The sequence below is a fragment of the Faecalispora anaeroviscerum genome (assembly GCF_947568225.1).
In the GTDB taxonomy this organism is placed as follows: domain Bacteria; phylum Bacillota; class Clostridia; order Oscillospirales; family Acutalibacteraceae; genus Faecalispora; species Faecalispora anaeroviscerum.
On the sequence record NZ_CANOOQ010000001.1, the window covers coordinates 1,169,038 to 1,193,818 of the forward strand.

21 protein-coding genes and 2 riboswitches are annotated in these 24,781 nt (G+C 48.6%); of the genes, 11 read left to right on the top strand and 10 right to left on the bottom strand.

Features of this window, described 5'->3' with window-relative positions:
• Window positions 1-125 precede the first annotated feature (125 nt).
• Complete coding sequence (locus QOS46_RS05805; RefSeq protein ID WP_283608014.1) at window positions 126-947, bottom strand: EFR1 family ferrodoxin; 822 nt, start codon at window positions 945-947, stop codon at window positions 126-128.
• Window positions 948-1,378: 431 nt separating this feature from the next.
• Here QOS46_RS05805 and QOS46_RS05810 point away from each other — a divergent pair, with 431 nt between their 5' ends.
• Both QOS46_RS05810 and QOS46_RS05815 read left to right on the top strand, forming a co-directional pair.
• Window positions 1,379-1,630, top strand: coding sequence for a GlsB/YeaQ/YmgE family stress response membrane protein (locus tag QOS46_RS05810; RefSeq protein ID WP_283608016.1), 252 nt, complete (start codon window positions 1,379-1,381; stop codon window positions 1,628-1,630).
• 263 nt (window positions 1,631-1,893) lie between these two features.
• Window positions 1,894-2,556 carry a DUF4867 family protein gene (locus QOS46_RS05815; protein WP_283608018.1) on the top strand — a complete coding sequence of 221 codons (663 nt, stop codon included), beginning with the start codon at window positions 1,894-1,896 and terminating at the stop codon, window positions 2,554-2,556.
• 104 nt (window positions 2,557-2,660) lie between these two features.
• Here the strand turns inward: QOS46_RS05815 and QOS46_RS05820 are convergent, their stop codons facing one another.
• Window positions 2,661-4,337 carry a formate--tetrahydrofolate ligase gene (locus tag QOS46_RS05820; protein WP_283608019.1) on the bottom strand — a complete coding sequence of 559 codons (1,677 nt, stop codon included), beginning with the start codon at window positions 4,335-4,337 and terminating at the stop codon, window positions 2,661-2,663.
• A gap of 391 nt (window positions 4,338-4,728) precedes the next feature.
• Window positions 4,729-5,349: a HutD/Ves family protein gene (locus QOS46_RS05825; RefSeq protein WP_283608021.1), complete on the bottom strand. Its 621-nt coding sequence runs from the start codon at window positions 5,347-5,349 to the stop codon at window positions 4,729-4,731.
• A gap of 248 nt (window positions 5,350-5,597) precedes the next feature.
• Between QOS46_RS05825 and ftcD the strand changes: the two genes are divergently transcribed.
• Together ftcD and QOS46_RS05835 are read left to right on the top strand one after the other, a co-directional pair.
• On the top strand, window positions 5,598-6,491 hold the full coding sequence (ftcD, locus tag QOS46_RS05830; RefSeq protein WP_283608023.1) for a glutamate formimidoyltransferase: 894 nt from the start codon (window positions 5,598-5,600) through the stop codon (window positions 6,489-6,491).
• Between the two features lie 27 nt (window positions 6,492-6,518).
• Entirely contained in the window at window positions 6,519-7,142 is a 624-nt protein-coding gene (locus QOS46_RS05835; protein WP_283608025.1) for a cyclodeaminase/cyclohydrolase family protein, read from the top strand.
• 115 nt (window positions 7,143-7,257) lie between these two features.
• Here QOS46_RS05835 and QOS46_RS05840 read toward each other — a convergent pair whose 3' ends face one another.
• Window positions 7,258-7,713, bottom strand: a complete 456-nt coding sequence (locus tag QOS46_RS05840) for a hypothetical protein (RefSeq protein ID WP_283608027.1) — start codon at window positions 7,711-7,713, stop codon at window positions 7,258-7,260.
• 1,339 nt (window positions 7,714-9,052) lie between these two features.
• On the opposite strand from QOS46_RS05840, the gene hutH (QOS46_RS05845) reads away from it, so the two are divergent.
• The 4 genes from hutH (QOS46_RS05845) (at window position 9,053) to QOS46_RS05860 (ending at window position 13,868) form a co-directional block, all read left to right on the top strand.
• A complete protein-coding gene (hutH, locus tag QOS46_RS05845; protein ID WP_283608029.1) occupies window positions 9,053-10,582 on the top strand; it encodes a histidine ammonia-lyase in 1,530 nt (509 codons plus the stop codon).
• Window positions 10,583-10,751: 169 nt separating this feature from the next.
• Window positions 10,752-10,934: a hypothetical protein gene (locus tag QOS46_RS05850; RefSeq protein ID WP_283608031.1), complete on the top strand. Its 183-nt coding sequence runs from the start codon at window positions 10,752-10,754 to the stop codon at window positions 10,932-10,934.
• A 262-nt stretch (window positions 10,935-11,196) separates the two neighbouring features.
• On the top strand, window positions 11,197-12,402 hold the full coding sequence (locus tag QOS46_RS05855) for an amidohydrolase (protein ID WP_283608032.1): 1,206 nt from the start codon (window positions 11,197-11,199) through the stop codon (window positions 12,400-12,402).
• A gap of 299 nt (window positions 12,403-12,701) precedes the next feature.
• Window positions 12,702-13,868, top strand: a complete 1,167-nt coding sequence (locus tag QOS46_RS05860) for a YfcC family protein (RefSeq protein WP_283608033.1) — start codon at window positions 12,702-12,704, stop codon at window positions 13,866-13,868.
• 834 nt (window positions 13,869-14,702) lie between these two features.
• Here the strand turns inward: QOS46_RS05860 and QOS46_RS05865 are convergent.
• Window positions 14,703-15,023 (bottom strand): hypothetical protein, encoded by a 321-nt coding sequence (locus tag QOS46_RS05865; protein WP_283608034.1) that lies wholly within the window; start codon window positions 15,021-15,023, stop codon window positions 14,703-14,705.
• 227 nt (window positions 15,024-15,250) lie between these two features.
• Here QOS46_RS05865 and hutH (QOS46_RS05870) point away from each other — a divergent pair, with 227 nt between their 5' ends.
• Entirely contained in the window at window positions 15,251-16,780 is a 1,530-nt protein-coding gene (gene hutH / locus QOS46_RS05870) for a histidine ammonia-lyase (RefSeq protein WP_283608059.1), read from the top strand.
• 710 nt (window positions 16,781-17,490) lie between these two features.
• The gene (locus QOS46_RS05875; RefSeq protein WP_283608061.1) at window positions 17,491-18,795 is read left to right on the top strand and encodes an SLC13 family permease; all 1,305 of its coding nucleotides are present in this window, start codon (window positions 17,491-17,493) and stop codon (window positions 18,793-18,795) included.
• Window positions 18,796-18,990: 195 nt separating this feature from the next.
• Here QOS46_RS05875 and thiE read toward each other — a convergent pair whose 3' ends face one another.
• The 4 genes from thiE to thiD are packed head-to-tail and all read right to left on the bottom strand — an operon-like array spanning window position 18,991 to window position 22,606.
• Window positions 18,991-19,638, bottom strand: a complete 648-nt coding sequence (gene thiE / locus QOS46_RS05880; RefSeq protein WP_283608063.1) for a thiamine phosphate synthase — start codon at window positions 19,636-19,638, stop codon at window positions 18,991-18,993.
• Window positions 19,628-20,461 carry a hydroxyethylthiazole kinase gene (gene thiM / locus QOS46_RS05885; protein WP_283608065.1) on the bottom strand — a complete coding sequence of 278 codons (834 nt, stop codon included), beginning with the start codon at window positions 20,459-20,461 and terminating at the stop codon, window positions 19,628-19,630. Before thiM ends, thiE begins: the two co-directional genes overlap by 11 nt.
• An 18-nt stretch (window positions 20,462-20,479) precedes the next feature.
• On the bottom strand, window positions 20,480-21,793 hold the full coding sequence (gene thiC / locus QOS46_RS05890) for a phosphomethylpyrimidine synthase ThiC (RefSeq protein ID WP_283608067.1): 1,314 nt from the start codon (window positions 21,791-21,793) through the stop codon (window positions 20,480-20,482).
• Window positions 21,794-22,606, bottom strand: coding sequence for a bifunctional hydroxymethylpyrimidine kinase/phosphomethylpyrimidine kinase (thiD, locus tag QOS46_RS05895; protein WP_283608069.1), 813 nt, complete (start codon window positions 22,604-22,606; stop codon window positions 21,794-21,796).
• A gap of 59 nt (window positions 22,607-22,665) precedes the next feature.
• Window positions 22,666-22,765: riboswitch (TPP riboswitch) on the bottom strand.
• Between the two features lie 49 nt (window positions 22,766-22,814).
• Window positions 22,815-22,913: riboswitch (TPP riboswitch) on the bottom strand.
• 212 nt (window positions 22,914-23,125) lie between these two features.
• Between thiD and QOS46_RS05900 the strand changes: the two genes are divergently transcribed.
• Entirely contained in the window at window positions 23,126-23,818 is a 693-nt protein-coding gene (locus QOS46_RS05900; protein WP_283608070.1) for an aspartate/glutamate racemase family protein, read from the top strand.
• Between the two features lie 90 nt (window positions 23,819-23,908).
• Here the strand turns inward: QOS46_RS05900 and QOS46_RS05905 are convergent, their stop codons facing one another.
• Entirely contained in the window at window positions 23,909-24,697 is a 789-nt protein-coding gene (locus tag QOS46_RS05905) for a hypothetical protein (protein WP_283608072.1), read from the bottom strand.
• Window positions 24,698-24,781 lie beyond the last annotated feature (84 nt).

Consider the following 24,781-nt stretch of genomic DNA (forward strand, 5'->3'; position numbering starts at 1 on the left):
TTTGTCGTTTTTCGCTGAACTGCCTGACTATAATATCATGATATATTTAAAAAAGCAATACCTTTTTTGAAAAAAACATTTTTTCAGGGATTTGTCCAACATTCCTGTGAAATATTATGAATCAATTATAAAAATAACTCAGGCTCCGCGCGGCGGGTCAGGCCCTCCTCCAGCTCATGCTGATGATACAGGTAGCCCTCATCGGTATAATACTTGGCACCCTGCGGGCATTTCTTAATACATGCTCCGCACTTAATGCAGATCCCGATATATTCATGCACATTCTCCTGTGAAATAGAGCCCATGGGACAGATTTCAGCGCACAGCTTGCAATCGTTGCACGACGGTCCTGTCTGTGGCTTCACCTTTCGGATATCTACCGGGGTTCCCTTTCTGTCGCGGGGCTGATAATACCCCCGATACGGATGCGCAACGCCCTTAACCTCAATCAGCGAAGAGTCTTCTCCCGAGAGAAGCTTTTCCGCAACCCGCTCCCCAAAGTGTGCGGCCTTGGATAGATCCTCCGCATCCGGCCTTCCCGCGGCCAAAATCCGCGAAAACGAATGCTCCCCGACAAAAGCCGCCGCGGCCATCGGTTGAAAACCCGCCTTATGTAATAGATCCCGAAGCTCAATTAGCGCATCGTCGTAATTACGGTTGCCAAAGAGCACCACCGGCACGGCCAGCGCACGATTTCCCTGTAAGGTATCCAAAAATTTCAGCAGCACATTCGGCACCCGGCCCGCATATACCGGAGTTCCAAAAACCACCAGATCATCTTCTTGGAACACCAGCGGACACTCCCGGCCACTGGGCAGGGTAAAATCCACTGTACTGACGGGCAGCCCCAGCTTCCCGGCCGCAGCCACAGCAATTTGCATTACTGTTTTTTCGGTTGTTCCTGTGGCGCTAAAAAAAACAGCCTTCACATGATTGATCTTAGACATTTCACCGCTCCTTATTATAGAATTCTAATTAAAATCATATAATCCAAACACAATGCGTATCCAATGCTCACTAAGACGCTCAAGCTTTGTTGTAGCTTCCGCCTATTATATCATAAACCATCAAACAGGCTTATGGGCATTCCTCTCACAGTTCCGGAATCATAAATTCTCAAAAAAGCTTATGATCTTTGTATTTATATTCCCGGAACTGTAAAGTAGACGATTCCATACTCTCTCAGGCATCGAAAGTTCTATTTTTGCTTACGCCGTGAAATTATTATATCATAGCATCGAGAAGTCAACAAGGCCAGAAATGACCTCTCTGAAGCTACGGTAGGAGAAGCAATTTCTTTCGGTATAATAAATGAATAAACAATTTATTATTTGGGCAGAATTTTGTATACTAACTGGAAAGAGAAGGAGGTTTACCTATGGGAATACTCGCTTGGGTCGTTATCGGCGCACTGGCTGGATGGATTGCCAGTAAATTTATGAATACCGACGCTTCTATGGGGGCTTTTGCAAACATCGTTGTCGGTATTGTCGGCGCATTAATCGGCGGTTTTTTAATGAACCTGCTCGGCGGTGTAGGAATCACCGGATTCAACCTGTGGAGTTTGCTGGTTGCCGTAATCGGCTCTGTTATTCTGCTGTGGATCATGAGACTGTTCAAAAATCATTAAATTATTGCGGAGATTTCCCCGCTTTTCCGTAACCAAACAGGAGCGTCGGGTCTATTGGCCCGACGCTCCCTCTTTCAATCAGCAATCCTAGCATTCTGAAAATAGAGAAAAAACGGCAAAGAAGATTGCTTTTTTAATCGATATAATGCTAAAATCAAATAATAAATTGACAAGATTCTGAGAATCGTCATTTTGATTCTGGAACATCTCTGCCATAATATGTATTGTTTAAAAATTTTTAATGTGATTTGGGAGGCTGAAAAATGTTCACTGATCTGGTACGGAAAAATCCGACTCTTCCCCTGTACCCCGTGACCGATAAATCCTTTCTGCAGTACGGTCGGGTGGTAGAGGAATACGATTTTACCCCATGGCTTGAAACGATGAAGCAAATTGGGGTTCCCGAGCAAGGAAATGTTTACATAGCTGACGACCCTCGGCTTTCCTCCACGGAGCTTGCCGCTGCCGTAAAGGAACGGCTGAACGGCTCAATGCCGATTGAGGTGGGCTACTGCAACGGCAACGGCAGCCAGCTGAATGCTTTGGAATACCACAAAATGCCGGAACTGGATCTGGCCGTGACCGACCTGGTTCTGTTGCTGGCCGACGCCCGCGATATTCGCGATAAAAAACTGGACACAGCTTTGGTTCAGGGCTATTACGTTCCCGCCGGAACCGCGTGTGAGCTTTATGGAACCACGCTGCACTTTGCTCCCTGCAAGGTGAGCGACGAAGGCTTTCAATGTGTTGTCGTTCTGCCGCAGGGTGTCAACCTTCCTTTGGAGAACCTGCCTAAAGATGCCGCCGGGGAAGAACGCCTGCTCTGGATGCAGGGAAAATGGCTGATCGCCCACCCGGAAAGCGCCCTTGCGAAAAGCGGCGCTTATGCCGGGCTCGTGGGTGAAAACATTCAGGTGATTTATTAATTGTGTGAAACCCGGAAAAGAGGACAGAATTCACCCCAATCAAAAACAAAGCGCCGCCCCGGCGCAAATTGTGCCGGGGCGGCGGAATAGGTGAAAAATCCAGATTAGAACAAACCGGAAATGCGGCCGTTTTCATCCACGTCGATATTCTCGGACGAGGGCTTCTTCGGCAGGCCGGGCATAGTCATCACATCGCCGGTCAGAGCAACGATGAATCCGGCGCCGGCAGATACCTTCAGGTTTCTGACCGTGACCTCGAAGCCTTCTGGAGCACCCAGAGCCTTCGCGTCATCCGTAAAGCTGTACTGGGTTTTGGCCATGCAGATCGGCAGATTACCAAAGCCAAGCTGTTCGAGCTGCTCCGCCTGCTTGACCGCGGGGCCGGTCAGCACGGCACGGCTGCCGTGATACACTCTCTGCACGATCGCGTTGAGCTTCTCTTTGATGGGCAGCTCGGCGTCATACACATAGCTAAAGTTGTTCGGGGTTTCGCACAGACGAACGACTTCCTCTGCCAGCTCCACAGCGCCAGCGCCGCCCTTAGCCCAAACCTCGCTGAGAGCAACCTCAACGCCCAATTCTTTGCACTTCGAACGGATCAGGTTCAACTCCGCCTCGGAATCGGTGGGGAAACGGTTGATGGCAACCACGCAGGGCAAGCCAAATACCTTTGTGACATTCTCTACATGACGAAGCAGGTTAGGCATGCCGCGCTCCAGTGCTTCGAGGTTCTCGTTGTTCAGGTCGGGCTTTGCAACGCCACCGTGATGCTTGAGCGCACGGGCTGTTGCTACGATGACAACTGCGCTAGGAGCGATGCCCGCCATGCGGCATTTGATATCGAGGAATTTCTCCGCTCCCAGATCGGCGCCGAAGCCTGCCTCTGTAACCGTATAATCGCTCAGCTTGAGTGCCATGCGGGTCGCCATCAGGGAGTTGCAGCCGTGGGCGATATTCGCGAACGGGCCGCCATGGATAAATGCGGGAGTTCCTTCCAGCGTCTGTACCAGGTTCGGCTTGATCGCATCTTTGAGCAGAGCGCACATAGCACCCTGAGCTTTGAGCTGACCAGCGGTAACGGGTTCGTTATCGTAAGTATAGCCGATAATCATTTTGCTCAGACGCTCTTTCATATCGCTGATGGAAGAGGAGAGGCACAGAACCGCCATAATTTCAGAAGCAACAGTGATATCGTAGCTGTCTTCACGGGTAACGCCGTTAGTGCGCGGGCCAAGGCCGTCTACAATGCTGCGCAGCTGGCGGTCATTCATATCGACAACGCGCTTCCATGTGATGCGCTTGGGATCGATACGCAGCTCGTTGCCCTGATAAATGTGGTTATCCAGCAGAGCGGCCAGCAGGTTGTTCGCCGCACCGATTGCATGAAAATCGCCGGTAAAGTGCAGGTTGATGTCCTCCATCGGAACGACCTGAGCGTATCCGCCGCCGGCCGCGCCGCCCTTTACGCCGAATACCGGGCCCAAGGAAGGCTCGCGCAGAGCAACGATTGCCTTTTTGCCAATATGGCGCAGGCCATCGGTGAGGCCAACGCTTGTGGTGGTTTTTCCCTCACCCGCGGGGGTCGGGTTGATTGCTGTTACCAGAATCAGCTTGCCGTTCGGCTTCTCTGCCAGATCGTTCAAAAGCTTATAGTCTACCTTTGCTTTGTTGCGCCCGTACATCTCTAAGTATTTTTCATCGACCCCTGCGGTCTTTGCAATTTCACGAATGTCTTTTGCTTCGTACTGTTGTGCAATTTCAATATCAGATAAAAATCCCATTGTTACAAATCCTCCTGATCCATTTTTATTCGGTCTCCAAACGCCGTTTGCCACCACGTGCGGCTCGTTCAGCATTTGGAACCACTCTTTATTTCAAAATACCACACCAACTTCCCCGTTACAATATCCAAATTACCGCAAAGCGTCCATTTTGACGATAATAAGACGAAAAACCACGTGGATTCCAGACGCTAAATACATTAAAAACCCAGCAGTCATCGAGCTTTCACGAAGAAATAAGGTATTTTAAACGAACTGTTCCGGCAGATCCCTTGCGTCGAAAATAAATGGACGGCATTCTGAATTCTTTGTCGAATAGGACGGATACAGCCAAAGGGAGCAAGTGCCGGGAGCTGAAACATGCTTATTTAAATAGAGAAGCGTGTAAAACTCAGGAAAGAAAAGACACCTGTGCCACCATCAACCGAACAGGAGAAGTTCCCGTATTTTGCACCATCAGCTTTACAGCGGCCTCGGTGGATGCCAATTGCAGGCGCGCCGCGTCACGCGGTGAAAGGAGAACTGTTTCTCTGCCGGTGCTAAGCTCGGCGCTCCCCTGCACGCACCAGATCAGCAGAACGCTGCGGCCTTTTTCGTTGCTTTCGCAGGAGAATTCTGCTCTCTGGCCCACGCCAACAATCAGCGCAAACGCATTGCCCTGGCAGATGCCCTTACGGGTCATCAGATTGTAATCCTCAACCTTTCCGCGGCTGCGGGTTTCCCAGCTCCCGTCAAACGCGGCGCACTCCAGCTCATGCAGAACAGCCGGCTCTTCGCTTCCATTATAATAGAGGGAAAGCTCCCCCTCAATCGGCGCGATGATCCGATTATAATCCGGCAAAGAGGTAAAATTAGATTCTTCCAGCTCAACAGTGGCCGAACTCAGCCGAAAGTAAAAATCACGGTCGGCATACAGCGCGCCGGGCGGGTCAATCATAATCTGTGTTGTCTTTCCCCCAGACCATTCGCTTACCTGAAATTCCTGCGGCACGATCTTTTCTAGTTTAGTCATTTTGTCACTCTCTCCTTCTTCAAAACAATGTGAATAAAGACGGTTTTCTTACACTATATCCGCTGTCTCGTCTAATAAACGTCATAAAGGAGTTTCCACAGCCAAAAAAGAGGCCTTGGGTGGTTGCACTTGTCTAAATCTTCTATTATGATTGTTTTGTAGCCGATTGTATCCGCTGCCGGATTCCCGTTTTCAGCGCGGATTCATCCACCATAAAAATTCAGTTAAAGAAACGGAGCCGATCATTTATGATGAACAAACTTTTGGAATGTGTACCAAACTTCAGCGAAGGACGCGACCTGGAAAAGGTTGAGAAAATCGTCTCCTCTTTCCGCGGAAAAGAAAATGTAAAGCTGCTGGATTACAGCACCGATAAAGACCACAACCGCTGCGTCGTCACCGTAGTCGGTGAGCCCGAAGCTGTGCGCGACGCTGTGATCGAGGCCATTGGCACTGCCACCGAGCTGATTGACATGACAAAACACGAGGGCCAGCACCCCCGCATGGGCGCAACCGACGTTGTTCCCTTCATCCCCGTTCGCAACTGCACCGTAGATGAAGCCAGCGAGATCGCCAAAGAAGTTGGCGCCGCGGTCGCGGAAAAATTCGGCGTACCGTGCTTTTTGTATGAGAAGTCCGCTACTGCTCCCCACCGTGAAAATCTCTCTGAAATCCGCAAGGGTCAGTTTGAGGGCATGCCCGAGAAACTGAAAGACGCCAAATGGAAGCCCGATTTCGGCCCGGATCACATTCATCCCACAGCCGGTGTAACCGCGGTCGGCGCCCGTATGCCCCTGGTGGCCTTCAACATTAACCTCGACACTTCGAACCTCGAAATTGCCAACCAGATTGCCCGCAAGGTTCGTTTCATCGGCGGCGGCTTCCGGTTTGTAAAAGCGATGGGCGTTATGCTCGAGGACCGCAACATCGCGCAGGTCTCCATGAACCTGACTGACTACACCAAAACCGCTGTATACCGCGTATTTGAGACCGTTAAGATGGAAGCCCGCCGTTATGGTGTAAACGTGGTCGGCAGCGAAGTGATCGGTCTGGTTCCCATGGCCGCTCTGATCGACTGCGCGGAGTATTACCTGCAGATCGAGAACTTCAACATGGAACAGGTTCTGGAAACCCGCCTGTAAGGAATCAAATTTGGAGGTAACACACCCATGGAAATGAAAGATATGACCCTTGAAGTCTTTTGTGCCACAACCGCATCCAACGAGCCCGCCCCCGGCGGCGGAAGTGTTTCTGCTTTGGCCGGCGCCCTGGCCGCTGCATTGGCGGAAATGGTCGCTCAGCTGACCATCAGCAAAAAAGGCTACGAAGAGGTCGTGGACGAAATGAAGGCGATCATTCCAGAAGCCTCGGCGCTACGCGCGGAGCTTCTGGACGAAATCACCCGCGACAGCACGTCCTTTAACGCCTATATGGAAGCGATGACCCTGCCCAAGGATACCGACGAACAGAAGGAGACCCGCCGCAATGCGATGCAGGAGGCTTTGAAAAAGGCCGCAGAAGTGCCGCTGCATGTTGCCGTAACCGCAGCAAAGATCATGCCGATGGCCGCCGCATTGGTGAAAAAGGGAAATGCCAACGCCGTAACCGATGGCATTGTTGCCGCGATGATGACCCGCACCGCAGTTCTGGGCGCACTGCTCAACGTGAAAATCAACCTGGGCTCCATTAAAGATGAAGCATACGTTGCAGACATGAAGGCTAAAATTCACGAGATCGAAGCTGCTATTATTCGCGACGAAGCCGCTGTTTTGGCGGATTCTCCCTTAAAATAAGGAGCAAACTTACTCTTTCAACAGCGCCGAACAGAATAGATGGATTGCAGGAAACGGTCTGAGAAATCAGGCCGTTTCCTTTTTATTGTTCTTATCCTTGCGCTGTTTTATATTTCTAAAAGCTCATGTGGTAATAATACCAGCAATCGATGATTTTTTCCGTTTCATAATGGTTGTCCCCGCCGGCTTCCTCATAGCTCCAACCGGTATCGGTTTTCGTCAAAGTAATTGGTTCGCCCTGAAAACCCAAGGGAATATCCGAAGGGGAATAATAGAATCCACTGTACGAGGTGGAGGAGCCCAAGCCAGAGCCTCCGCACAGAAATTCGACCATTTCACTGTCGGCATAATAGACGATCTCCTCAACACCAGAAACAGAAACGCCCTCCGCACTGCCGCGCTCTATGACAGAGGAAGCTATCTCTGTCAAGTGTGCTTCATTGTTTTTTACCCGGGATACAATCGACCCTTTGGTACCGGAAAGGAAAACAGCCGCAAGAGAAATGCTCAGAAGGAATAAAAGAAGGAACAATAGGAGCAGTACCGGCCGCTTTCTCGACGGAACATTCATCGCATTTCCCCCAAACCATTTCCATTTAACGCTATCATACCACAAATGCTCGAATCGTTCCATCCCAAATAAGGCTGCACGTGCAAGGATGTCATCTTTAAATTAAGGCTGAAAACAGGAGTTTTCCCTAGCGGCTGAATCAGCTAAATTTGTTGTCTAAAAATGATCATTAAAACCGCCTTTTCTATTTTCTAATTTAGAACTACACTGCTTGAAAAGGAATAGCAGCACGCAAACTGATGCACAGCGCATTAGAAAAACTAAGGAGTATTGGGGTTTTTAGCTTGTTATTTAAATCGGAGCTTCGTCTTTTTTCTCTGTGAATGCGCCACAGGAGCAAAGCTCATTGCTTTAAAATAATCAAAAGTTGTTTTTTAAAATTTTGATCTTTGTGCGATTATTTTCTTAAGTTTTTTAAATTTTTTTGACTTAATTTGACTTTTTTCTAAAATCAAATGGATTTTTTCTTGTGAAAGTAAAGCTTAAAAAAAATTAACAAAAAATTTTTTTTGAATAATTTTTTAAAAAAGTCAGTGAGAAAGCGGGTTCTGTATCGTGCTATCGAATTAGTATGATAAAATTACATCTTTTTTTCGTCTTTTCAATTTACGCAAATTAAAGCCCAGCGAAAAGAAGAATAATTCAATTTTTATCCGCTCCTCGTAATAAAACAACCAAAAAATGAAGTGATAGTGATGATTGCCCTCAGCCGTACCTTGAAAAACAGCAATCTTCCCTTTGCATAAGCGATGAAAAACGATTTCCATTTTGTTCATTTTAAAAGGTCATAATTCAGCTTTATTGAATTAGCAAATTATCAAGCTATTAAAATAACTTGATAATTTAATAAAATTTTTATTTTTTATTCCATGAAAGCAGTAAAACGTTCTTAGAAACTCATTCAATAACTCATTCAAAAGCCCCATTTCCGCTAACCTTTTCAATGTTTTTCAACAGAGAAAACCTTCTTATCATAATCACCACTTTCTCCATTTATGAATCATTCTTTTCAATTTTATCGAGACTTCGCTCTTTTCTTTTCTGTTTTTTCCCAGTAAAATATAATCGAAAAAGATTTGTTCCGTGAGTTTCAACATTCTTCGACTAATTATATTTGTTTTCGACTTTTATTGAGTTTATATTTGTTTCCCTTATATTTACCTTCTACCAGTCAATAGTTGAAATCAACAGTTTTTTTGCATAACACTCATAGAAAAATAGCCAGATCCGCTTTGACGTTTCTTTGACAGGCCACGATGTATAATTTGGCCGAAAGTTTAACAAGTGATTTCTGTGTGAGTTGCATTGAAACCAAAATGGTAAAAGGAGATTGTACATTATGAAAACTGTTATTTTGACCGGCCAGGATCTAACCCTGGAAGAATTCGCGCAGGTTTGCCGCGAGGACGTGCCTGTTGCTTTGTCTGAACAGGCGAAACAGAATATTATCGATTCCCGCAAGGTTGTGGATCAAATTGTTGATGAAGATCGCGTTGTTTACGGCGTAACCACCGGATTCGGAAAATTCAGCGATGTTGTCATCAACAGCGATGAATGCAAGCTGCTCCAGAAAAACCTGATCATCACCCACGCGGTTGGCGCCGGCAATCCGTTTCCGCGCGATGCGGCCCGCGGAATGCTGCTGCTCCGTGTTAACAATATGGCCAAGGGCTTTTCCGGCTGCCGTATGGAGGTTGTCGAGGTCCTGATCGAAATGCTCAACAAGGGCGTTACCCCTCAGATTCCCGAAAAGGGTTCTTTGGGCGCTTCCGGTGACCTGGCTCCTTTGGCTCACATGGTTCTGCCGATGATCGGCCTTGGTAAAGCAGAATACAAGGGCGAAATTCTGGACGGCGGCGAAGCAATGAAGCGTGCAGGTATCTCCGTAGTGGAGCTGAGCGCAAAAGAGGGTTTGGCACTGATCAATGGTACTCCGGCTATGACCTCCACTGGCGCCTTGACCGTCTATGATGCTCTGGAGCTGCTGAAGGTTGCCGACGTTGCGGCTGCTCTGAGCTTTGAAGCACACAACGGCGTAACCGATGCACTCGACAGCCGCATCCATGTCATCCGCCCCCACAAAGGCCAGATGGATACGGCCAGAATTCTCCAGCAGCTACTGAAGGGCAGCAAAAACACCACCCGTCAGGGCGAAATTCGTGTTCAGGATGCTTACTCCCTGCGCTGCGTACCGCAGATTCACGGCGCGAGCAAGGACGCGATCAATTTTGTAAAGCAGAAGGTCGAAATCGAGATCAACTCGGTTACCGATAACCCGATTATTTTGAAAGACACCATGGATGCCATCTCCGGCGGCAACTTCCACGGCCAGCCGATGGCGCTTCCCTTTGACTTTTTGGGAATCGCGGTCGCGGAGCTCGCGAACGTTTCTGAACGCCGCATTGAGCGCCTTGTAAACCCCGCACTGAGCGGCCTGCCCGCATTTTTAACCAAAGACGGCGGCGTAAACTCCGGCTTTATGATCGTTCAGTACTCCGCTGCGGCTCTGGTTTCTGAAAACAAGGTTCTGGCGCATCCCGCCAGCGTTGACAGCATTCCCTCCTCCGCAAACCAGGAAGATCACGTCAGCATGGGCACCATCGCGGCGCGCAAGGCCCGCGATATTCTTGGCAACGCCCGCCGTGTTCTGGCTATGGAGCTGATGTGCGCCTGCCAGGCCATCGATATGCGCGGTGACAAGGGCATGGGCGCTGGTACCAAGCCCGCCTATGATACCATTCGTTCTCTGGTGACGAAGCTGGAAGAAGACCGCCCGCTGTACGAGGATATTAACCTGTGCGAAAGCACCATCATCGACGGCACACTGATTTCTCATGTTGAAAAAGGCGCTTCCAAGATTGAGATGTAATATTTTTTAAATATTTAAACATGCCTCGCGGAATTTACGATCTGTTTTTCCGCCTCACCCAGCCGTGTTTTAACAGACTGTTACTATGTTTCGGTCTGCCGATTAACGGATAGAGTTCTCAACAAAGCAAGGTTCCTAGCATATACAAATACACGCAACGAAAGGGGAAATGAAACGCGTCATTCATGCTGTGTTGACCAAACTGGAGGTTCACTCTGTAACAGTTGGCGCCGAAAGTCAAAAAATCGGCGTGAAACAAAGCGAACCGGACCAAAACCGGGAAGATATTTTCATTTTATCGATTTTTGCCCTATGGACGCTTATTACCCCAAAAGGCCAGCGGCATGGATAACGAAGAGGAAAATCAGTACCATATTCCATAGCAAAATAGAACGAGAGGAAGTTCATTCACATTTCAGATTCAAAATTTTTACAGGTTTGCCTTCGTAAATAAGAGATGGTTTTTTATGATTATGAAAGGCTGATTCTGTAATAAATGAAAATTGCCGGTTGATCATTATTGTTAGTCGCTTCTTATAATTTGTGTAGCGTCTTATTCAAAGTTTTTATTTAGTGTAGTCTTTTAATGTTTTTCTAGAAAGGAGCATATGCAAATGATAAGTGAACAGGAAAAGGTTTTACAGGCCGTTCAAAAGCACATGGATACTGCTCTTGATATTAAAAAATTCTTGTACGAGCACCCGGAAACCGCGCGAACAGAATATTTATCAAGTAAAAAAATTGCAGAGGCCTTAAAGCAGGTAGGTTATAAGGTGGAATACCCATTTATGGAAAAGGAACTGGGATATCCTACGGCTTTTCGCGCGGTACTGGAAAACGGCAGCGGTCCATCCGTTGCTATTATGGCGGAATATGATGCACTACCGAATCTGGGGCACGGATGTGGACACAATTTTCATGGCGCTCTCGCTACACTTGCCGCACTTGCATTAGCCGAATCTGATATTCGTAAATCTTTTTCCGGTAGTATTTATGTAATCGGCACCCCTGCAGAAGAGGAAGCGGGGGCAAAAGTTCCTATGGCGGAAGCGGGGGTCTTTGACGATATGTCCTTGGCCTGCATGATGCATTCTTGGGGGCATGCGGAATCTTACGCCGATATGGACGTTTTAGCTCTGAAATGCTATATCGTTGAGTTTTTTGGAGAAGAGGCCCATGCGGCTTCAAGTCCATGGCAAGGACACAGCGCACTGGCTGCCGCACGCAAATTCCTCGATTTAATCGACGCAAGAAGAGAATGCTTTACTCCTGACGCCCGCTGTAATGCCATTATTACAGATGGCGGAAAATCTCCCAATATCTTGCCCGATTATGCATCGGTTCGTATTGAAATAAGAACCGATTCCCAGGCAAAGCTTCATCTGATGGATCAATCCCTCAAAAAGTGTGCGGATGGCGCGGCGTTGGCCTTAGACTGCAAAGTAACCTTCCGCAAAGGTTTTGATGATTTTGCTGATATGGTGCGCAACCCTGCTTTGGAAAAAGAAATGGAACACATCATGTCTGAATATGGATTCCAGATGGGCACGATCCAGGCACCTTCCGGTTCATCCGATGTAGGAAATGTAAGCTATCATTGCCCCAGCATTCAGGCTTTAATCTCAGTAACTGATAATGGGTATCCTTTGCATTCCGAAAATCTTCGGGAAGCAACCATGTTACCGGAAGCGACCGAGCGTCTACAAAATGGAGCAGCCTCATTGGCTTCTATGATGCTGAAGGTGCTGACAGACGAGGCGTTTCGCGACAAAGTCACAAATGATTTTATTCATTCCCGCCAAAAAAAGCTAGGTACATAATAAAGCGATTTAAATTTTATAATTGAGAAGGGAAGGTTGTTGAATGACTTCTTTAAGCGTCAACAAAGAGGCTCCAGAAAAGAAAAAGCGGAAACTGGTAATGCCTCACATTTATCTCTTGCTTTTTATGTTTGCATGCGTTTGTGCGGCCGCCTCTTATATTTTACCCGCTGGTGTTTTCGACAGAGTGAAAAACGATGCGGGCAGAATGATGGTTGTCCCCGGCACCTATCATGTAGTGGATTCTACTCCTGTATCTTTGTTCCAGCTGATCAGCAGCCTTTACAAAGGCATGCTGGATGCCGGCAGCATTATTTTCTTCGTTTTCATGGCATGCCTCCATTGGCCTGATTATTTCAAGCGGCGCCTTTAATGGACTGGTCGCCAAACTGTTAAAAAGAGTACACGGCAAATACCGCACTTTAATCATTCCCGCATTTTTGATCATCATCGGTATCGCGTCTTCAACGATCGGCTGCTTTGAAGAAATGTATCCGTTTATCCCTATCTTTGTAGGTATTACCATTGCAATGGGCTATGATGCTATTGTTGGTGCAGGTATTGTTGCACTGGCAACCTCTATCGGCTATTCCTGTGCATTCATGAACCCATTTAATGTCGGAATGGCTCAAAGCATTGCTGGGGTAACGCAAATGTCCGGAAGCGGCTTCAGAATTATATCCCATTTAGTCATGATCACAGTCGCTTCCATTTACATGATCCGATATGCGCTGAAGGTAGAAGCTGATCCGCATAAAAGTGTGGTATATGGAGTATCTTTCGCCCACTTGGAGATGGATAAGGATGATCTGGAGAACCATCCATTTGGGATCCGCGAAAAAGGCGTCCTATTAACCCTTCTGCTTGGAATCGTTGTTATTGTCTGGGGATGCAAAAACCAGGGCTGGTATTTTGAGGAACTTTGCACCGCATTCCTTGTCATGGGCATTGTTAGCGCCGTTATTATGGGGTGGAGCCCAAACACAATCTGTGAAAAAATGGCGAATTCATTCTCCGAAATTGCTATGGCTTGCATTATGATCGGTGTAGCCCGCGCCATTTTGGTTGTACTGAACGAAGGCAATATTATTGACACTGTTGTTTATGGACTGTCTATTCCTCTTTCTTATATGCCTAAATGGATTGCCGGCGAGGCTATGCTGGTATTCCAGACCTTACTGAATTTCCTGATCCCCTCCAGTACCGGAATGGCCGTTGTTAGCATGCCTATTATGGCACCGCTTTCTGACTTACTTGGCATTTCAAGACAGGTAGCGGTATTGGCCTTCCAGTTTGGCGACGGCCTGACAAATGTACTGTGGCCGACCGCTTCCACTCCAGTTATTTGTGCTATTGCGGGAATCCCTCTGCAAAAATGGATGAAGTGGTTTACTCCTCTCTTTTTCCTTTTACTTTTAACCGAAGGAATTTTAATTGCAATTAGCATTGCGATCGGATTCGCATAAAAGCAAGTTAATTCTTTTGCGGTTGGGTGTCATGTCTTCATGTATCGATGCGCAACTTTCAGAGGGACATGGGAATTTTCTTCCATGTCCCTTTTTATTACTTTTTTAACAAAATGGAATTTCCATGCTTTTCAGCGCAATTTAATCAACCAAAATTGTTTCCAAAAACGAAAAAACTCAATCGTTTATTCTGCTTTTTTCTTCCAAACTACAAGACTGAAAGAAAACGGAAAGATGAGAGTGATACATCAGTACCGTAAATAACCAAGTAACATCGGGATTTATAGCTGTTTTTAGATTTAATCCTTTCACTACCTCTTTCGATTGACAATATAAGTAAAATGCATGGTTTTATAAATAAAAATATTCAAAAATTGCTTTTATATCTTACCCTGCATATATCGTCATCTTTCTTGCTTATTTTCAAAATTTTTGACGGAATTTAAATTTTTCTCAAGAAAAACATGCAGTTTTTCTTTTTTTCAAAAACCCACCATAAATCAACTTAAGATGAAAAAAGCCCCAAAATCCACAGAAAGTCAGGAGCACTGCGGATTCTACAATTTGTTAGCGAATTAGCATAATGAAATATCATCTTTTTTCCGTCTTTTCAACTTAAGCAAATTAAGGCTCAATTGAGGTGTGAAAACACAACTTTCTTCCTCTTATCATATACGGAAAAAGCAAAAGCATAAAAATGGAAAGATGGACAAACTCCTCCCATTACCCTAAATAATCAGCACTCTGTTCTTTTCAAAATTGCTGCAAAACGATCTCTTTTCATTTGTTTTAGTACGCTAATGAATTAGCAAGCTATTAATTTATTTTAATAAATCAATAAAGCAAATTTAGAATATTGTCAGCAAAAACGCAGGTGGTAAAACCTGCGTTTTTTTCATTCCAAATCAGAAGTAAAAATGTTCTGAGAAACCTTCTTACAACCTCATTCCTGCTAGCTTTTTCAATGTTTTTGAAGAGGGAAAATCCTCTTATTAGAATCATTACTTTTTTCTGTTGATCAATCTTTTCAATTTTTTTGCTATTATCCTCTTCTCTTTTGTATCTTTTCCACGTAAAATGAGAAGGAACGTAAATTGCCGGCTGCTGGCCTGGCTTCGGTCGCTGCAAAATTTCGATCTTTTTTCGCTTTATCATCTTATTTTTCATTTTTTATTGCAGTTTATGTTTATTTACATCTGGGTTTGTTTCTCCCCGGCTGATCATTGCAATTCAGCAATTTTTGCAGCCTTATTTTCAGAAAAGCAAGCGGACCCACTTAGACGTTTCTTTGACAGGCAGCGATGTATAATCTGGTCAAGTTCAATAAATTATTTGTGTGTGAGTTGCATCGTAACCAAAATGGTAAAAGGAGATTGTACATTATGAAAACTGTTATTTTGACCGGCCAGGATCTAACCCTGGAAGAATTCGCGCAGGTTTGCCGCGAGGACGTGCCTGTTGCTTTGTCTGAACAGGCGAAACAGAATATTATCGATTCCCGCAAGGTTGTGGATCAAATTGTTGATGAAGATCGCGTTGTTTACGGCGTAACCACCGGATTCGGAAAATTCAGCGATGTTGTCATCAACAGCGATGAATGCAAGCTGCTCCAGAAAAACCTGATCATCACCCACGCGGTTGGCGCCGGCAATCCGTTCCCGCGCGATGCGGCCCGCGGAATGCTGCTGCTCCGTGTTAACAATATGGCCAAGGGCTTTTCCGGCTGCCGTATGGAGGTTGTCGAGGTCCTGATCGAAATGCTCAACAAGGGCGTTACCCCTCAGATTCCCGAAAAGGGTTCTTTGGGCGCTTCCGGTGACCTGGCTCCTTTGGCTCACATGGTTCTGCCGATGATCGGCCTTGGTAAAGCAGAATACAAGGGCGAAATTCTGGACGGCGGCGAAGCAATGAAGCGTGCAGGTATCTCCGTAGTGGAGCTGAGCGCAAAAGAGGGTTTGGCACTGATCAATGGTACTCCGGCTATGACCTCCACTGGCGCCTTGACCGTCTATGATGCTCTGGAGCTGCTGAAGGTTGCCGACGTTGCGGCTGCTCTGAGCTTTGAAGCACACAACGGCGTAACCGATGCACTCGACAGCCGCATCCATGTCATCCGCCCCCACAAAGGCCAGATGGATACGGCCAGAATTCTCCAGCAGCTACTGAAGGGCAGCAAAAACACCACCCGTCAGGGCGAAATTCGTGTTCAGGATGCTTACTCCCTGCGCTGCGTACCGCAGATTCACGGCGCGAGCAAGGACGCGATCAATTTTGTAAAGCAGAAGGTCGAAATCGAGATCAACTCGGTTACCGATAACCCGATTATTTTGAAAGACACCATGGATGCCATCTCCGGCGGCAACTTCCACGGCCAGCCGATGGCGCTTCCCTTTGACTTTTTGGGAATCGCGGTCGCGGAGCTCGCGAACGTTTCTGAACGCCGCATTGAGCGCCTTGTAAACCCCGCACTGAGCGGCCTGCCCGCATTTTTAACCAAAGACGGCGGCGTAAACTCCGGCTTTATGATCGTTCAGTACTCCGCTGCGGCTCTGGTTTCTGAAAACAAGGTTCTGGCGCATCCCGCCAGCGTTGACAGCATCCCTTCCTCCGCAAACCAGGAAGATCACGTCAGCATGGGCACCATCGCGGCGCGCAAGGCCCGCGATATTCTTGGCAACGCCCGCCGTGTTCTGGCTATGGAGCTGATGTGCGCCTGCCAGGCCATCGATATGCGCGGTGACAAGGGCATGGGCGCTGGTACCAAACCCGCCTATGATACCATTCGTTCTCTGGTGACTAAGCTGGAAGAAGACCGCCCGCTGTACGAGGATATTAACCTGTGCGAAAGCACCATCATCGACGGCAGCCTGATTTCTCATGTTGAAAAAGGCGCTTCCGAGATCGAGATGTAATTTACCGAAAGAGTAAATTGAACACCGCTAACAGTTCCGATCCGGCGCAAAGAACTCTCCCCGTGTGAAACTGATTCTGGAGAATTGGGGCGAAGACTGTGAAACGTTGAACGAATCTGCCGCTCTTCGCCCCCTTCTTTCTCACTCATTTGGTACAGCTGATTATTGTCACTTTGTTCTTTGCCCAATGGATCGCCCGAAGGAAACCATCGGTGTCCGGTTTTTCTACCCTGGTATTCGACTCCTCGACGGAGTACTGTTCCGTCGTCCCCCCCTTGCACAATCACATTCCCTTTCTGCTATATTTTCCGGTGGTATCCGGCTCACAGCAGGAAACGTGATCAGGTTGCCCTTCTAATTTGCACCTGATCGTTCCGCAAAAGAACCTAAGATTCGTGCGGATAGCCCTTGCAGCTAACGAGATTCATAGCATACACAAATAAACGCAACGAAAGGAGAAATGAAAAGTACAATTCACGCTGTGTTTGCTGACCGGCCGCATCCCTCTCAAATTTGAGGCTTAAAATCCAAGGATTTGTTCCACGCGAAGTAGGTATGCTCCGGAACTGAGAAGAGGAATCTTTGGTTTCTCAGTTTGTGCTTTATGAATACTCAATTCTTCGGATAGGGCTTGTGGCATAAAAAGAGGGGATATTTTCTGTATCATTTTTACAGGATTTCCCTTTCACAAAACAAGAGGAGGTTATTTTATGGTTTTAACAAACCCGGTACTGATTGCCGTTGTTGTACTGCTTGTTCTCTGCTTTTTGAGAGTAAACGTTCTGCTGGCTCTCTTTGCCTCTGCCGTTACCGCTGGTCTGGTCGCAGGCATGGACATTCAGACAACAATGTCTACCTTTATCACCGGTATTGGTGAGGATCCCGAAACAGCCCTGTCTTATGTAATGCTGGGCGGTCTGGCCGCTACGATCAGCTACACAGGCGTTTCTGACATTCTGGCGGTGAAAATTGCCAAGCTGGTCAACGGAAAATCACTGGTATTCGTATTTTTCCTTGGCTTTATTTCCTGCTTCTCTCAGAATCTGATTCCTGTACATATCGCTTTCATCCCGATTCTGATTCCCCCGCTGCTGATCGTCATGAACAAAATGAAGATCGACAGAAGAGCTGTGGCCTGCGCCCTTGCGTTTGGTCTGCGTGCTCCTTATGTTGCCATTCCTGCCGGATTTGGTTTGATTTACCACGGCATTATTTCGAACAACATGACCAAAAACGGCATGGAAATCGACAAGATGGATGTTTGGCATTACACCTGGCCCCTCGGCATTGCAATGCTGGTTGGCTTTGTGCTGGTAGTGCTGTTCCTGTATCGCAAACCCAGAGAGTATAAGAACGTGGAAGGCTTCGCGGTTGATCTGGATACCGTTGACACCACCATGACCTTCAAGCATTGGGCTGCGGTTATTGCAGCTCTCGTTACCCTGGTCATCCAGCTGGCATTCGGTTCTCTGCCGCTGGGCGCACTGGTTGGTTTGGCGATTATGTTTATCACCAAGGCAGTCAAATGGTCCGACATGGATAAGATTATTGACGAAGGCGTTCAGCTGATGGGCTTCATCGCATTTGTTATGCTGGCCTCCAACGGCTTCAGCGCCGTTCTCCGCGACAGTGGCGGTGTTGACCAGCTGATTCAGAGCTCTTTGGGCTTCATCGGCGGCAACAAGTTCCTTGGCGCTCTCGTCATGATGCTCGTCGGCATGTTCATCGTAATGGGCACCGGTACCTCCTTCGGTACGGTTCCTGTTCTGGCGGTTCTGTATGTACCGCTTTGCGCACAGCTGGGCTTCAGCATCGGCGCAACCACACTCCTAATTGCTGCGGCTGCTACCATCGGCGATACCGGTTCTCCCGTTTCCGATACCACACTCGGACCGACGGCCGGACTCAACGCGGACGGACAGCACGACCACATTTGGGATACCTGCGTACCAACGTTTATTGCATCCGATATTCCAATCTTTGCTCTGGCGCTCTTTGCACCTTTCTTGCTCTGATTGGTATTATTCAAAACGTCAAAGGGACATGGAAGTTTTCTTCCATGTCCCTTTTCCTGTTTACCTCCCTTTCCCCTATACCTAATTCCATTTGCGTTTGCGCTTTTAAGCTGCCAAACCTCAAATTTTAATTATTAAAGAGTGCTTAAAAACATTTTAAAGCATGTTGCCATTTGCGTTTCTTTCCAAATAGTTTTATTTCCCTTTTAGATAGACTTGCTGCTCCACCAAGCTTTTCAGGCCACGGGCCGCGGATGAGATGTCCTTAGCGGCGACGATTGCCGAAACTACGGCGAAACCGTCGATGCCACTGCCCTGAAACAAAGGGATTGTATCTGCGTGAATGCCGCCGATCACAACGATCGGGAGACTTACGGCTGCGCGGATTTTTTTCAACTCCTCCATAGAAACAATCTGGGCATCCGTTTTTGTAGCGGTTGCGAACATGGCGCCCACGCCCAGATAATCTGCGCCGTCGCGCTCGGCCTGAACGGCCTGCTTCAGCGTGGAAGCGGAAACGCCGAGAAGCTTATCCTCCCCAAGAATGGCGCGAACCGTCCGGGCGGGCAGATCCTCCTGCCCGATATGCACACCCGCGGCGTCGACCGCGAGGGCAATATCCACCCGGTCGTTAATAATCAGGGGAATTCCCTTTGCGTCGGCCAACCGCTTCAAGCCGAGTGCCGTGTGGTAAAAGCCAAGGGAAGACGCATCTTTTTCACGGAGCTGCACCAGCGTGACGCCACCGTCTATCGCCTGTTCCACAGTCTGCTCCAGTGTAGGCGTGCTCATCAGGCTGCGGTCGGTAACAAGGTACAGGCTGAGATCAAATTCAGGCTTCATCGAGCTTCGCCCTCTCTCCCAGTACTTCTGTGCTCATTCGGCTGATCGCATCGACCATTGCGACGTGAAAGCTGCCGCTGCCGAGATTGCCCGCCTTTTCGGCCGCAATTTCCCCCGCAACGCTCATGGCAAGGATCCCCCCCGCGGCGGCGGAAAGAAAATCATCCGTGGCGCCGCAGAAGGAACCGATCAGAGAGGTGCACATACAGCCCGTTCCCGTAACGCCGGAAAGCTCGGGCACTCCATTCTTCAAATACAGCGTGCGCGTCCCATCCGTTACGATGTCGATAGCGCCGGTAACAGCGGTAACACAGCCAAGCCGCTTCGATATCGCCTGCGCGATCTCTCCCCCGGCCTGCGGCCCGCCCTTACTGTCCTCCTCTGAGGCATCCACACCCTTTGTCTGGGCGCTCAGCCCGGCAACAAACCGGATTTCGGAGCAATTGCCGCGCAGCACGCTGATTTTTACTTCCTCAAGAATGCGCTTTGTGGTGCGGTTGCGCAGCTCGGAAGCCCCCGCTCCAACCGGATCCAGCACTACGGGAATCCCGATTTTGTTCGCCTGTTTTCCCGCTGCGAGCATCGATTCAATCGTTCTTTCGTTCAGTGTGCCAATATTCAGCACCAGTGCGGATGAAATCGCGGTAATATCTGCCGCTTCTCCAAGGTCATCCGCCATAATAGGCGAGGCGCCGATGGCCAGCGTAATATTGGCGCAGTCGTTAACGGTCACGTAATTAGTGATGTGGTGAACCAGCGGCTTCTTCGTGCGAACCTGCTCCAAAACACCGCTGATTTGCTGGATCCATTCCCTCTGAGTCATCGTATTTCCCCTTTTCTCTTATTTGTTTTCCGGCATCAGCTCTACGTCGAGCCCCTCCAGAATCCTGTTCATGGTGCGCACAGCGCACATTTTTCCGCACATGGAGCAGCTGTGCTGATCCTCCGGAGGAACGCTCTCAAAATATGTTCTGGCCTTCTCTCCATCGAGCGCAAGCTGGAACGTTTCTTCCCAGTCCAGACGCCTTCTGGCTTCGCTGATGCGGTAATCCGCCTGACGCGCGTTTTTGATTCCCTTGGAAATATCCGCTGCGTGGGCCGCGATTTTCGATGCGATGATCCCCTCCTTCACGTCGGACAGATCGGGCAGGCGCAAATGCTCGGCGGGAGTAACGTAGCAAAGAAAATCTGCTCCGTTTGCAGCCGCGATTGCCCCGCCGATGGCTGAGGTAATGTGGTCATACCCCGGAGCGATGTCTGTGACCAGCGGGCCCAGCACATAAAACGGAGCGCCGTGACACAGCCGCTTTTCGAGCTTCATGTTGGCGGCGATTTCATCCATCGCCATGTGTCCGGGGCCCTCCACCAAAACCTGAACGCCGCGCTCCCATGCACGCTTTGTCAGGCTCCCAAGCTCTGTCAACTCGGCAATCTGCGAAGCATCCGTCGCGTCTGCGATGCTGCCGGGGCGCAGAGCATCGCCAAGACTGATGGTAACATCAAATTCGTGCAGAATCTCGAGCAGCTCGTCGTAATGCTCATAGAACGGGTTTTCGTTCCCGGTCATCTTCATCCATGCGAACAGAAGCGAGCCACCGCGCGACACAATGTTCATCTGCCGACGCTCCCGCATGAAAATCTCTACGGCGCGGCGGTTCAGCCCGGCGTGAATCGTCATAAAATCCACACCCTCTTCCGCGTGGGCGCGCACCACCTTCAAAAAATCCTGCGCGGTGATCTCTTTGAGATCCTTTTCGAGATACCCGACCGCATCGTAAACCGGGACAGTACCTATCATGGCGGGCGAGGTTTCAATCAGCTTCTGCCGGAAGGTATGTGTCTTGCCGTAGTTGCTCAAATCCATGATGGCCTCGGCTCCGAATTTCTCGGCAAGCCGTACCTTCTCCATCTCTACCCGGTAATCCACGCAGTCACCGGAAACACCAAGATTTACATTGATTTTCGTGCGAAGTCCCTTCCCCACACCATATGGGTGCAAAGCGGTATGGCGCACATTGGCCGGGATAACGACCTGACCGCCGGCTACCAGCTCCAACAGCTCCTGCTCCGCGATATTTTCTTCCTGCGCGACCTGCCGCAGCTCTTTTGTAATAATCCCCTGACGGGCAGCGTCCATCTGTGTTTGAAATTCCATTTATTTTCCCTCTCTTTCCTGTAATCCGTTCTCATAAAGATCATAAAAATGATGCGTGGGGCCGCAGCCCTTTCCGATCGCGAGCGAATGGCGGATTGCGGTGGTCACATACGCTTTTGCTTTTCGTACCGCTTCCTCCATAGAACAGCCGGACGCAAGATTGCAGGCGATGGCGGAGGAATACGTACAGCCCGTGCCGTGCGTGTTTTTGGTCTGGATTCGCTCCTCACTGAACCGGTAGAACCGCTCGCCATCATACAGAATGTCCAGCGCATCGCCGTCGGCGTGGCCTCCTTTGACCAAAACTCCCGTTGCTCCCATGTCATGAATCCTCTTCGCCGCGCGCTCCATGTCCTCCGGTGAATGAACCGCAATACCGGTAATAGCTTCTGCTTCGGGAATATTGGGGGTAAGCAGATCGGCCAGCGGCAGAATCTCGCGGATCAGCGTATCCATGGAATCCGGCTGCATGAGAGGGCAGCCGTTTTTCGCCAGCATTACGGGGTCAATCACCACATTACTTGGCCGGTATTCGCGCAGCTTTTTCGCTACGGCACGCATGCAGTCAGATTTTGAAAGCATCCCGACCTTGACCGCGTCTGTGCCAATGTCTTGAAATACGGCGTCGATCTGCTTTTCGATCATATCTGGGGAAATATCCTGTACACCGAAAACCTCGCAAGTGTTTTCCGCCACTACGGAAACAATTACGCTCATGCCGAAGGCTCCGTGCGCTGCAAAGGTTTTTAGATCGGCTTGAATTCCGGCGCCGCCGCTGCAATCTGAGCCGGCTATGGTCAAAAGCTTTTTCATTTTGGTTTCCTTTCTTTTCTCAAAACAAAAAGGATGCCGCCGACTATGGCAAGCATCCTTTCGATCGATGTTTCGCTTCCCTACGCCAGTGTTAACTAACAGGTTCAAAGGGTCAGGTTTTAACCTTCTCAACTCCAAAGAGTCCCCCCGCAACAGATTCAGTTGTATAAAACAAAAAAGTGCTTTCCCTTGTGAGGAAAGCACGATTGATTCTTCTCTGCTTGCTTCCCTGCGCCAGTATTAACTGACAGGTTCAAAGGGTCAGGTTTTACCTTCTCAACTCCGAAGAGTCCCCCCGCAATCTATTCGATTACCCATAACTTAGCACGGATTTTCCTTTGTGTCAATACCGAGCGGTAACCCCCCCTTGGAATTGGCCTGGTCAGAGTGGCGCTCCGGCTGTTTCACCGTACCATTGCCCAAAACCGATTGCCGTGGTAAACTGAATTGATTGAAAGAGCGCAAAGAGTTGATCATATGCACAGAGACACTAAAATTTGATTCTAGGGGGAATTTATCTTGAAAACGATAGGACTGCTTGGCGGGATGAGTTGGGAAAGCACAGTTACTTATTATCAGATTATAAATGAAATCGTAAAACAAGAGCTGGGCGGACTGCATTCCGCAAAGATTCTGCTGTATAGCGTAGATTTTTTTGAAATTGAAAAGTATCAGGCGGATGGTGATTGGGATAAAAGCGCGGATATTCTCTCTTCGGCGGCCCGGAATCTGGAAAAAGCCGGAGCAGACTTCATTGTGATTTGCACTAATACCATGCATAAGGTAGCGCCCCAGATTCAAAGCAAAATCGCTATTCCAATTATTCATATTGCGGAAGCAACAGCAGATGAATTAAAGCGCTGCAATATTACAAAGATCGCATTACTTGGAACCAAATATACAATGACACAGGATTTTTATAAGGAAAAGCTGATACGCGCGGGAATTACCGTTCTTATCCCGGACGAACAGGAAATTGAAACGATAAACAATATTATTTATCATGAGTTATGTTTGGGTATTGTTTCAGAAATTTCAAAGGAAAAGTATCGGGATATTATCAAAGCTCTTGCCAAGCGCGGCGCTCAAGGTGTTATTCTCGGCTGCACGGAAATCGGGCTGCTGATTCAGCAGCAGGATACTGACCTGTCTGTTTTTGATACGACCAGAATTCACGCGTCAAAAGCCGCAATGTTATCCATAGAAAGATAATTCTTCAATTTTTTAGCGGGGCCTATGGCCACTGCACAGAAAAAGCCCGCCAACAGCGCAAGGCGTTGGTGGGCTTTTATGCGAATAAAATCAGAATTCAGGCAGGTCAACGATAATTTCGTCCGACAGGCTCACCGGGCCACCCATATGGCAGTGAACAACACGGCTGTTTTCAACGGTAGCGGTGGCTTCAATCACACCGCCGGGCTGGTGCAGGCTGAAGCGATGCTCACCGTCTCCCTTCTGCATGGCCAGGTATACCGCAACGGCCATGGAACCGCTGCCGCAGCTGCTCTCCCAAATCAGGGAATCCGTATCGCAAACATACACCACAGGGGTCATATTTTGCCCGTTCAGGAAAAGGATTCCATAGGCACTGGCGGGCGCGGCAGCCTGAACCGCCGCAAGCAGCTCGCGGACAAAACCTTCATCCCTGGCTTCTCCCGGAACGATGGTATGTACAATTCCGTCAAAACAAACGGCATTGTATTTCTGTCCGCCAAATTCTACTTGAATCATCCCGACGGGGAGCGGCATTTCCGTTTCGCACCGGCCGCCCTCCCGGTCGATCGTCACCGTCAAGGGCTGTTCGGCCCCGCTGATCTCTACCGTTACGGTATCGGGATGCCCCGGCAGCAGCGTGCTGAGCAGATACCCAAAGCTGCGGGCTGCATTGCCGCAGAACTCACCGCCCATCATCTGAATGCGACCCTGCGCTCCCATGCGGGGCACAACCTGAAAAGCGACCTGTTCGGCATGGTATTCCTCCATAGACAGCAGCTTTGCCGCAATGGGGGCATACTGCTCCGGCGGCACGTCACCAAGTACAAAAATCGTAATGTTGCCCGCCGGATCTGCTACTCTAATTGAAAACTTCACTGGAACGCTCCTTTCCTGCACACCGGTGGTTCCCCGGTATGATCTTCTGGCCTTACAGCAATATCAAAGAACAGCACGGAATGA

Excerpts from the sequence above, each read along its gene's own strand:
- QOS46_RS05875 (WP_283608061.1), top strand. The coding sequence starts at position 17,491 with ATGGTTTTAACAAACCCGGTACTGATTGCCGTTGTTGTACTGCTTGTT.
- hutH (WP_283608029.1), top strand. The coding sequence starts at position 9,053 with ATGAAAACTGTTATTTTGACCGGCCAGGATCTAACCCTGGAAGAATTC.
- thiE (WP_283608063.1), bottom strand. The coding sequence starts at position 19,638 with ATGAAGCCTGAATTTGATCTCAGCCTGTACCTTGTTACCGACCGCAGC.
- QOS46_RS05825 (WP_283608021.1), bottom strand. The coding sequence starts at position 5,349 with ATGACTAAACTAGAAAAGATCGTGCCGCAGGAATTTCAGGTAAGCGAA.
- thiM (WP_283608065.1), bottom strand. The coding sequence starts at position 20,461 with ATGACTCAGAGGGAATGGATCCAGCAAATCAGCGGTGTTTTGGAGCAG.
- QOS46_RS05865 (WP_283608034.1), bottom strand. The coding sequence starts at position 15,023 with ATGATAAAGCGAAAAAAGATCGAAATTTTGCAGCGACCGAAGCCAGGC.
- QOS46_RS05840 (WP_283608027.1), bottom strand. The coding sequence starts at position 7,713 with ATGAATGTTCCGTCGAGAAAGCGGCCGGTACTGCTCCTATTGTTCCTT.
- ftcD (WP_283608023.1), top strand. The coding sequence starts at position 5,598 with ATGATGAACAAACTTTTGGAATGTGTACCAAACTTCAGCGAAGGACGC.
- hutH (WP_283608059.1), top strand. The coding sequence starts at position 15,251 with ATGAAAACTGTTATTTTGACCGGCCAGGATCTAACCCTGGAAGAATTC.
- QOS46_RS05850 (WP_283608031.1), top strand. The coding sequence starts at position 10,752 with ATGAAACGCGTCATTCATGCTGTGTTGACCAAACTGGAGGTTCACTCT.
- QOS46_RS05860 (WP_283608033.1), top strand. The coding sequence starts at position 12,702 with ATGCCGGCAGCATTATTTTCTTCGTTTTCATGGCATGCCTCCATTGGC.
- QOS46_RS05855 (WP_283608032.1), top strand. The coding sequence starts at position 11,197 with ATGATAAGTGAACAGGAAAAGGTTTTACAGGCCGTTCAAAAGCACATG.
- QOS46_RS05805 (WP_283608014.1), bottom strand. The coding sequence starts at position 947 with ATGTCTAAGATCAATCATGTGAAGGCTGTTTTTTTTAGCGCCACAGGA.
- QOS46_RS05815 (WP_283608018.1), top strand. The coding sequence starts at position 1,894 with ATGTTCACTGATCTGGTACGGAAAAATCCGACTCTTCCCCTGTACCCC.
- thiD (WP_283608069.1), bottom strand. The coding sequence starts at position 22,606 with ATGAAAAAGCTTTTGACCATAGCCGGCTCAGATTGCAGCGGCGGCGCC.
- QOS46_RS05810 (WP_283608016.1), top strand. The coding sequence starts at position 1,379 with ATGGGAATACTCGCTTGGGTCGTTATCGGCGCACTGGCTGGATGGATT.
- QOS46_RS05820 (WP_283608019.1), bottom strand. The coding sequence starts at position 4,337 with ATGGGATTTTTATCTGATATTGAAATTGCACAACAGTACGAAGCAAAA.
- QOS46_RS05835 (WP_283608025.1), top strand. The coding sequence starts at position 6,519 with ATGGAAATGAAAGATATGACCCTTGAAGTCTTTTGTGCCACAACCGCA.
- thiC (WP_283608067.1), bottom strand. The coding sequence starts at position 21,793 with ATGGAATTTCAAACACAGATGGACGCTGCCCGTCAGGGGATTATTACA.